Annotated in this window: 9 protein-coding genes; 7 read left to right on the top strand and 2 right to left on the bottom strand. The window is 41.5% G+C overall.

Features of this window, described 5'->3' with window-relative positions:
- Window positions 1–247: 247 nt before the first annotated feature.
- From gloA to Q0O89_RS09670, 5 genes are all read left to right on the top strand, one after another.
- Window positions 248–655, top strand: a complete 408-nt coding sequence (gloA, locus tag Q0O89_RS09690; protein ID WP_293731507.1) for a lactoylglutathione lyase — start codon at window positions 248–250, stop codon at window positions 653–655.
- Window positions 656–658: 3 nt separating this feature from the next.
- A complete protein-coding gene (gene rnt, locus Q0O89_RS09685) occupies window positions 659–1,327 on the top strand; it encodes a ribonuclease T (protein ID WP_293731506.1) in 669 nt (222 codons plus the stop codon).
- A gap of 46 nt (window positions 1,328–1,373) precedes the next feature.
- Complete coding sequence (locus tag Q0O89_RS09680; RefSeq protein WP_293731505.1) at window positions 1,374–2,729, top strand: Na+/H+ antiporter family protein; 1,356 nt, start codon at window positions 1,374–1,376, stop codon at window positions 2,727–2,729.
- A 52-nt stretch (window positions 2,730–2,781) separates the two neighbouring features.
- A complete protein-coding gene (gene priC / locus Q0O89_RS09675) occupies window positions 2,782–3,351 on the top strand; it encodes a primosomal replication protein PriC (RefSeq protein WP_293731504.1) in 570 nt (189 codons plus the stop codon).
- Window positions 3,352–3,422: 71 nt separating this feature from the next.
- Window positions 3,423–4,301 (top strand): serine hydrolase, encoded by an 879-nt coding sequence (locus tag Q0O89_RS09670; RefSeq protein ID WP_293731503.1) that lies wholly within the window; start codon window positions 3,423–3,425, stop codon window positions 4,299–4,301.
- A gap of 51 nt (window positions 4,302–4,352) precedes the next feature.
- Here Q0O89_RS09670 and ligA read toward each other — a convergent pair whose 3' ends face one another.
- Both ligA and zipA read right to left on the bottom strand, forming a co-directional pair.
- Window positions 4,353–6,374 (bottom strand): NAD-dependent DNA ligase LigA, encoded by a 2,022-nt coding sequence (ligA, locus tag Q0O89_RS09665; protein WP_293731502.1) that lies wholly within the window; start codon window positions 6,372–6,374, stop codon window positions 4,353–4,355.
- A 141-nt stretch (window positions 6,375–6,515) separates the two neighbouring features.
- Entirely contained in the window at window positions 6,516–7,562 is a 1,047-nt protein-coding gene (gene zipA, locus Q0O89_RS09660) for a cell division protein ZipA (protein ID WP_293731501.1), read from the bottom strand.
- 128 nt (window positions 7,563–7,690) lie between these two features.
- On the opposite strand from zipA, the gene cysZ reads away from it, so the two are divergent.
- Together cysZ and Q0O89_RS09650 are read left to right on the top strand one after the other, a co-directional pair.
- Window positions 7,691–8,527 carry a sulfate transporter CysZ gene (cysZ, locus tag Q0O89_RS09655; RefSeq protein ID WP_293731500.1) on the top strand — a complete coding sequence of 279 codons (837 nt, stop codon included), beginning with the start codon at window positions 7,691–7,693 and terminating at the stop codon, window positions 8,525–8,527.
- A 286-nt stretch (window positions 8,528–8,813) separates the two neighbouring features.
- Complete coding sequence (locus Q0O89_RS09650; protein WP_293731499.1) at window positions 8,814–9,152, top strand: carboxymuconolactone decarboxylase family protein; 339 nt, start codon at window positions 8,814–8,816, stop codon at window positions 9,150–9,152.
- The last annotated feature ends 97 nt before the right edge of the window (window positions 9,153–9,249 follow it).

Raw genomic sequence — 9,249 nt, 5'->3', positions numbered from 1 at the left:
AGAAGAATCAATTCTCGGCGCCGGCGGTGATGCTTTCAAAAATGAGAACATACTACATACTCCTTGTTCTAAATGTTACAGTGAAAAAATAACATGCTACAAGCACAAGCTCACAGCACGTATTATTTCAGCAGGATTCTCCCCCCCCCCCCCCCCCGAAAATGCAAGTTAATATTCACACACTTCTTCTGCGCATAAATCTATGGCATAATTGACCGCACTTTTATCAAATCTTAGGGACAACAATATGCGAATTTTACATACCATGCTCCGCGTGGGCGATTTAGAGCGTTCAATCAAATTCTATCAAGATGTTTTAGGTATGCGTTTATTACGCACCAGTGAAAACCCTGAATACAAATATTCTTTGGCTTTTTTAGGTTATGACGATGAAGATAAAGCCGCGGTCATTGAATTAACCTATAACTGGGGCGTGACGGAATACGAGCTTGGGACTGCCTATGGACATATTGCTATTGGTGTGGATGATATTTATGCCACTTGTGAAGCAGTAAAAGCCAATGGTGGAAAAGTGACGCGTGAAGCCGGCCCTGTTAAAGGTGGGACAACAGTTATCGCCTTTGTGGAAGACCCTGATGGTTATAAAATCGAATTTATTGAAAATAAAAATGCTAAAGCGGCATTAGGTAACTAAGCAGTGAGTGAAGCAATAACAGAAACGGTAGATTATAATCTGCTAAAAAATCGTTTTCGTGGTTATTATCCCGTGGTCATTGATGTAGAAACCGCAGGATTAAACTGCCAGACTGATGGCTTGCTTGAACTTGCGGCAATTACCCTTAAAATGGATGAACAGGGAAATTTAATTCCCGACCAAACTTATCATTGCCATATTAAGCCCTTTGAAGGGGCTTGTATCAACCCGGAATCCATGAAGATTAATGGTATTGATTTGAATAACCCTTTGCGTCAAGAAATCGCGATTTCTGAACTGGACGCTATAACCGGCTTATTCCAAATGGTACGCCGAGGGCAAAAAGACGCGGGATGCCAACGTTCTATTATTGTGGCGCACAACGCTGCCTTTGACCAAGGTTTTGTGATGGCTGCCGCTGAACGTACCGGAGTTAAACGCAATCCGTTTCATCCTTTTGGGAGTTTTGATACCGCAAGTTTAAGCGGTTTAATGTTTGGACAAACGGTGTTAGTGAAAGCCTGCCAAGCGGCAAACATTCCTTTTGACGGAAAGCAAGCGCATACGGCACTTTATGATACTGAACGAACCGCCGAACTGTTTTGTTATATGGTTAACCATTTGAAATCACTAGGTGGTTTTCCACACATGGCAAAACAAGCGGAAACTTAGCCGCACTTTTTACAAACTCAACACAATATAAAATCAAGGAAAATTTATGCTAACCAATCCCGTTGTTATATCCATTATCGTGCTACTCGCCCTGAGCTTGTTGCGCGTCAATGTTGTCATTGGACTTATTATCTCGGCCTTAGTGGCAGGTTTTGTAGGAAATTTAGGTCTATCTGAAACCATCAAAGTGTTTACCGGTGGCTTAGGCGGTGGTGCCGAAGTGGCAATGAACTATGCCATTCTCGGTGCCTTTGCGGTAGCGATTTCAAAATCAGGCGTGACTGATTTACTTGCCTACAAAGTGATCAAACGTCTTGGCAAAGCCCCTACAGGAAAATCAGTAGCCGGCTTTAAATACTTTATTTTAGCTGTATTGGTGGCATTTTCGATTTCATCACAAAACTTACTTCCTGTGCATATTGCCTTTATTCCTATTGTCGTGCCGCCATTGTTAAGCATTCTTAATCGTTTAAAAATCGACCGCCGTGCAGTGGCTTGTGTATTAACTTTTGGTTTAACCGCAACCTATATGTATTTGCCTGTCGGTTTCGGTAAGATTTTTATCGAAAGCATTTTGATGAAAAATATCAATGAAGCCGGTGCAACATTAGGCTTACAAACCACTGTCAGCGAAATCTCTATGGCAATGACCATTCCTGTTATTGGCATGGCATTAGGTTTGTTAACTGCGATTTTCATCACCTATCGTAAACCCCGTGAATATATTGTCCATACGGCAGAACCAACAACTGCAGAAATTGAACAACATATTGCCAATATCAAACCCTTCCATATTGGGGTGAGCATTACCTCTATTTTTGTGACCTTTGCATTGCAATTATTTACCAGCTCAACCATTATTGCAGGTCTTGCAGGTTTAGTGATTTTTAGTGTTTGTGGTATTTTCCGCCTGAAAGACAGTAATGATATTTTTCAACAAGGTTTACGCTTAATGGCAATGATTGGCTTTGTGATGATTGCGGCTTCAGGTTTCGCCGCAGTGATTAAAGCCACAGGTGGCGTGGAAACACTGGTTCAAACATTCAGTCAAGGTTTAGGTCAAAATAATAAAGGCTTAGCCGCATTTTTAATGTTGGTAGTTGGCTTGTTTATCACCATGGGCATTGGCTCATCATTCTCAACTGTGCCAATTATTACCTCTATTTATGTACCACTCTGCTTAGCAGTCGGTTTCTCACCATTGGCAACCGTGTCTATCGTAGGGGTTGCGGCCGCATTAGGCGATGCAGGCTCACCGGCTTCAGACTCAACTTTAGGCCCAACATCGGGATTAAATGTGGATGGAAAACATGATCACATTTGGGATAGCGTTGTACCCACCTTTATTCACTACAACATTCCATTGATTGTGTTCGGTTGGATTGCCGCAATGACCTTATAATTTTATATCCGGTGGGCAATGGTGTTATTCGTTGCCCACATTAATCATCAAAATGAATCAACATCACACCGCACTTTTAAAACAACTCTCACAAGCAGTCGAACAATTCAAGGCCTGCTATCGTGCCCAAGGGCGTCAAGTCGTTTATGCTAAATTTGACCCGATGGTATTTAGCGAAAATTTTCAATCCGTGGATTTTTATCTCAAAGAGCTCGATGACTCACTCACTCAATTAAAGCAACTAAATGAAAATGCTCTTGTGCAAACCACGTTCTTTACTGAGAAGCTGCTCGCCCAATGCGCGGCACTGTCTGATGCGCTAACAAAACCTGAGATATCAGAAAAATCCCATTCTCAGCCCAAGCTCAGCTTGCGTGAACAGCGTAAAGCAGAATTAGACAAGCTTCCACCTAGAGAACGGCTAGAGAAATATTATGATGCACTTAAAGCATTAAACGATAAACTTAATGAACAAAAGGATTTATTGACACAAGCCCAATCAGAAATTGAACAGACCCACTATAGAAACCTTATTGAACAAACACGCACTAGACGACAACGTTGCTTGGAAGCGATTGAAATTTTGGAAGAATATCTTGCATTTAAAAATTCACAAGAATAAGTCTGTTTATCTTTTAAAAAACTGCTAAAATACCTACAATTTTTGTGTTTTATCTCAATTTGGTGTGATTTATGCTGAAAAAACTGCTTTCTATTCTGATGTTATTTCCAGCTATAACAATGGCGCAATCCTATGTAGTATACGATTTCACTCATGACAGAGTGTTAGAAAGCCGCTCACCACACCATGTTCAACCTATCGCCTCGGTGACCAAATTAATGACTGCCAATGTCTTTTTGGAACACAACAAAAAGGCAAATTGCACTCAATCCATCACAGAAGAAGATACAGACTACATCAAAGGCACCAGTACCAAATTACCAAGATACACTCCGATCGCTTGTAACGAATTACTCAAAGCAATGCTAGTGCATTCTGATAATTATGCTGCTCATGCGCTTTCTCGGGCAACTGGTATGAGCCGAATGCAATTCATCCAAAAAATGAATGAAAAAGCACGTGAATTAGGAATGACATCCACTCGTTTTAGTGACAGTTCAGGATTATCTAGTGCAAACGTCTCTAGCGTGATGGATTTAGTCAAACTTGCCAAATATTCCCTAGGTAAACCACAAATCCAAGCCTTATCCAATACGTCTGCCACCTATATCAAAGCCGGGCGACAAAATGTGTTTGTGAAAAACACCAATAAACTAGTGCGTGAAGAAATGTTTGCAGCGGCAATTAATAAAACAGGTTATATTCGCGAATCAGGCTATAACTTAGTCTTTATCAATAAAAAGCAATGTAAAAACAATACCATTGGCGTTATCAGTTTAAACAACGCCAGTTCTGCCTATCGTTCTAGTTTTACCAAAAGCAAATTGGAACAATACGGCTGCCCGGCATTGAGCAACCATGAACTTTATGCTTCTGCCGAAGATGCACTCTATGAAGAGGGGTATGATGAAGCAGGTTTTGAGCAATTAATTCAACGTGTAGCAAATTGAGATAAACGGTATAGCGAGTTTAACCTAGCACCGCTCGTGCTAGGTTATCGCTTAACTCAAATAAGGTTTCACCCCATCCAAGAATGCCTGTTCATCCCACACTTCCACGCCTAATTCTTGCGCTTTAGTCAATTTTGAACCAGCCGCATCGCCGGCAATCACAAGATGAGTTTTCGCAGAAACACTACCTGTGACTTTCGCCCCCAGTTGTTGCAACAAGGCTTTGGCTTCATTACGCCCCATTTGAGTTAATGTGCCGGTGAGTACAATGGTTTTGTCTTTGAATGGATTTTCGTTCACTTCTTTCACTTCCACATCGTCCCAATGCACACCTTGCGCGATTAAATCATTCACCACATCTAAGTTATGTTGTTCCTGCCAAAAAGCTAAAATGCGGTTTGCCACTACATCGCCTACATCAGGCACTTGTTGCAGTTGTTCAAAGGTCGCTTGCTGAAGTGCGGTTAAATTTTTGAAGAAATTGGCCAAATTCAACGCGGTCGCTTCGCCCACTTCACGAATACCTAGCGCGAAAATAAAGCGTGCCAAAGTGGTTTTCTTCGCTTTTTCTAAGCTATCTAAGGCATTTTGCGCCGATTTCTCGCCCATACGTTCTAAACGCATTAGGGTGATTAAATCTAATTTAAATAAATCCGCCGGCGTATGGATGAGTTCACGATCCACCAACTGCTCGATTAATTTCGCCCCCACGCCGTCAATATCCATAGCCTTACGAGATACAAAATGTTTCAACGCTTCTTTACGTTGCGCATCACAGAACAATCCCCCGGTGCAACGCGCCACCGCCTCGCCGTCGATGCGTGTTACCGCAGAGCCACAAACAGGGCAAACCGTTGGGAAAATAATTTGTTTTGCATTTGCCGGACGGCGATCATGCACCACGCCGATAATCTGCGGAATCACATCCCCTGCTCGGCGAATGATGACCGTATCACCAATAGCAATATTTAAGCGTTCAATTTCATCGCCATTATGCAAGGTCGCGTTACTCACCGTGACCCCTGCCACAAACACGGGCTCCAACTTCGCCACAGGCGTAATCGCCCCTGTTCGTCCCACTTGAAATTCCACATCATTCAACACCGTCATTTCTTCTTGTGCAGGGAATTTATAGGCAATCGCCCAACGCGGTGCTTTAGCAATAAAACCCAATTCTTGCTGCAAGGCAATACTGTTAATTTTCAGCACAGTGCCGTCAATGTCATAGCCTAAATTCGGGCGTTTTTGTTGAATAGTGCGGTAAAAATCCAACACGTTTTCAACGCCATCACAAAGTTGGATTTCCGGATTGACCGGAATACCTAAGGATTTCAACCATTGTAAGCGCGCATAATGGGTATCAGGCAATTCCACTCCTTCCGCCACACCAATGCCATAAGCATTTAAAGTCAACGGACGTTGACTGGTAATTTTAGGATCCAACTGACGCAACGAACCTGCTGCGGCATTGCGTGGATTGGCAAAGGTTTTTTCGCCTTTTGCCAAAGCAGTTTCATTTAATTTCTCGAACCCCGCCTGTAGCATAAATACTTCACCGCGTACTTCCAAACGTGCTGGTGGATTGTCCGTTAAAAGCTGTAAAGGAATATTTCGAATAGTGCGAATATTAAGCGTAATATCTTCCCCCGTTGTGCCATCGCCACGGGTTGCTGCTTGAGTTAAAACGCCGTTCACATACAAAATACTCACCGCCAAACCGTCTAATTTCGGTTCGCAACAAAATTCCAATTTTTCAGGCAATACCGTCAAGCGATCTTGGATACGTTTCACAAAAGCCTGAAATTCTTCATCAGAAAAGGCATTATCCAAGGATAACATCGGAATTTCATGCGTAATTTGTGCAAAGCCTGACAAGGGTTTTGCTCCTACGCGTTGGGTCGGTGAATTGGGGGTAATCAATTCCGGATGTTGTTGCTCAAGGGCTTTTAATTGATGAAATAAACGATCATATTCGCTGTCCGGAATTTCAGGCGCATCTAGCACGTGATACAAATATTCGTGATAACGCAAAGTTTCGCGTAATTGATTGATTTGATTTGATAAGGTTGTCATAGTTAAAACTCTTAGAAAACAAACCGCACTTTGAATAGGGATCGAAAGTGCGGTTAAAAAATAGCTTATCTTAGGGGCTGTTTATCTTTCAATAAAAGGCTGCGGCGGAGCTTATTTTTTGAAAGATAAACAGACCCTACTCTAAACACGCGCAAGATAATCTTGCTCAGCATTTTCATCTAGCTCTTGTTCTTCATCCGTTAACACAAAGCCACCTAATTGAGCCGCTAGGTTTTTCGCTGATTTCAACATCGTTTTCAAATTCACACGATTATTACCTACTGACGGTAATTGCATATAAATTACCACGCCAATTGTAGAAAAATCATGCATATGATGCACCGGAAAACTACCCGGTTGATCAACATTTGCTACACTAAAAATCACCGGACTTGCTACCGTTAAATCAAGATGACGATGATAAAGCGCATCCCGACCTAAAATAAACCCTTCACGCTCAAGCACTTGATGTAATTGCCCCCCTTGGAATAAACGATTTTCAGCTGCCACTACATACAGCATAATATAATCTTCCGCCGGATTTTCTGTCACATAAGTCTCAGGGGTTGGTGTGACTACGGGTTCAATGGGTTTGGCCTGAGAAATAGGAGAATTGAATACCGCTGATTCTTGCAAGGTAACCTGAATTTCAGGTGTCGCTTGATGAATCCCCTCTTCCGTATTATCAAAACGAGCCAATTCATCTAAATTATTCTCAGCTAAATTGGCTGAAGACGGTTTAACTTCAGGCTTATATTCATAGTGAATTGGCGTATTCACAGATATTTTTTCGACTTCTTGTACCACTGGACGAGAAACGGCTTGTTGCGGCATAACATTTTGCTGTGCCGCCACATTCGCCATAGTAGGAATAGAAATGCGAATATCATTAACAGACTGTGCTGTATTTCCACAGGCATAAGCATCCGTTGCATTTACAATATGTTGCTGTAACGTAGGTTGTTCCGGTTGTAATTCTTGTTGCAACGCTTGACCTTGCGGCTTTTGAGCGAAATCAGGGACTGCGGCTTCTGATGATTTCAATGTTGTACGTTGGGTTTCTCGGCTAAATGCATTGGCATTATCAAAATAAAGCGATTTCTCACGGCGATTTGACCAAATACCATGCCCAACTAACCCAATTAATGCGATAATGCCCAAAATAATTAAGATCGTATTTAATTCCATTGCTACGCTCCTGTTTTAACAACCTAATGGGCGTTAGCTTATCATAATTCCATATATTATGGATCTTGAAATTTATAAAAAATCCCTCTACCTTATACGGAGCATTTCCATAAAAAAGAGAAATAAACATGCTAAACGAAAAAGAGATTAAATCAGGCTTTGGCTACTTTATGATGGGGTGGTATTTAATTACTCAATCAGGCTTAAGACGTTTTGTTATTATGCCGATTATCCTAAACATTATCCTTATGCTCGGGCTATTGGGCTTATTTATTGCACAGGCTCAAAATATGATTGACTGGGTCATAGGCTTTTTACCCGATTGGTTAAGCTGGATGAGTGCCATATTATTTATTGTCTCATTTGCTCTGATTTTGATGTTATTCTACTTTTCATTTACGATGCTATCGGGCTTTATTGCCGCGCCTTTTAATGGTTTGTTAGCTGAGAAAGTTGAAAAAATGCTCACCGGCGAAGTCTTAATTGAAACAAGCACCTGGGATTTTATTAAAGATATTCCACGTATGTTAGCCCGTGAATGGCAAAAACTTTGCTATAGTTTGCCTAGATATATCATTTTGTTTTTACTTGGTTTTATGCCCTTGGTAGGGCAAAGTATTGTGCCGATTGTGGCATTTATTTTCGGTGCTTGGATGACAGCCATTCAGTATTGTGATTATCCTTTTGATAACCATAAAATTCCTTTTAAAACCATGCGGTTTAAACTTGCACAAAATCGTTCGCAAAGCTTACTATTCGGCACCTTAGTCACACTTTGCACTTTCATACCGATCGTCAATTTAGTGATTATGCCTGTTGCAGTGTGCAGTGCAACCGCAATATGGGTAGATACTTATCGCAAAGCGTTATATGATGAGCAAAGAACAAAATACAACAAAAATTCCACCACACTTTCTACTGAAATGCAGAAAAGTAGAAATGTCACGAATATTGTCTTAAACTAGGGTCTGTTTATCTTTCAATAAAAGGCTGCGACGGAGCTTATTTTTTGCCCAATTAAGGCAAAAAAACTGCCGTTTAGTCATTCTAAACAAAGTTTTTTTAACGCAGAGTGGGCAAAAAAGAAGCCCGTCCCTTCGGGTTGTGCCTAAAAAAGCCCTCGCCGTCGTTGTAAAACTTGTCAATAGTCCCACTATTAACGGCGTTTTACGCCTAGCCGATGGCTTTTTTAGGCGACAACGCAGTTTTTTATTGAAAGATAAACAAACCCTAACTATCAAGGAGAAATTTATGTTTGCAAATTGGAAAGAAGACGTGGCACATGTCAAAAAATCATTTGGTGAATTAGGTCAAAAACATCCGAAAATGTTACAAGCCTATCAAGCACTTAATGCCGCTGCAGCAGAAGGAAATGTATTAGATGCTAAAACACGCGAACTTATCGCATTAGCCGTAGCTGTCACCACACGTTGCGAAAGCTGTATCGGTGTTCACGCGGAAGCCGCGGTAAAAGCCGGAGCAACGGAAGAAGAAGTATCCGCTGCATTAGCTATGGCTATCGCCTTAAATGCCGGGGCGGCTTATACCTACTCATTACGTGCTTTAGAGGCTTACAATACGCAAAAATAATATCCAAATAACAAGGGGCGAAAAAAAACAATTCGCCCCTTATTTTTAGGGTCTGTTTATCTTTCAATAAAAGGCTGCGGCGGAGCTTATTTTTTGC

The sequence above is a fragment of the uncultured Actinobacillus sp. genome (assembly GCF_945915845.1).
Taxonomy (GTDB): Bacteria; Pseudomonadota; Gammaproteobacteria; order Enterobacterales; family Pasteurellaceae; genus Exercitatus.
This window is presented reverse-complemented; position numbering and strand designations above follow the sequence as displayed.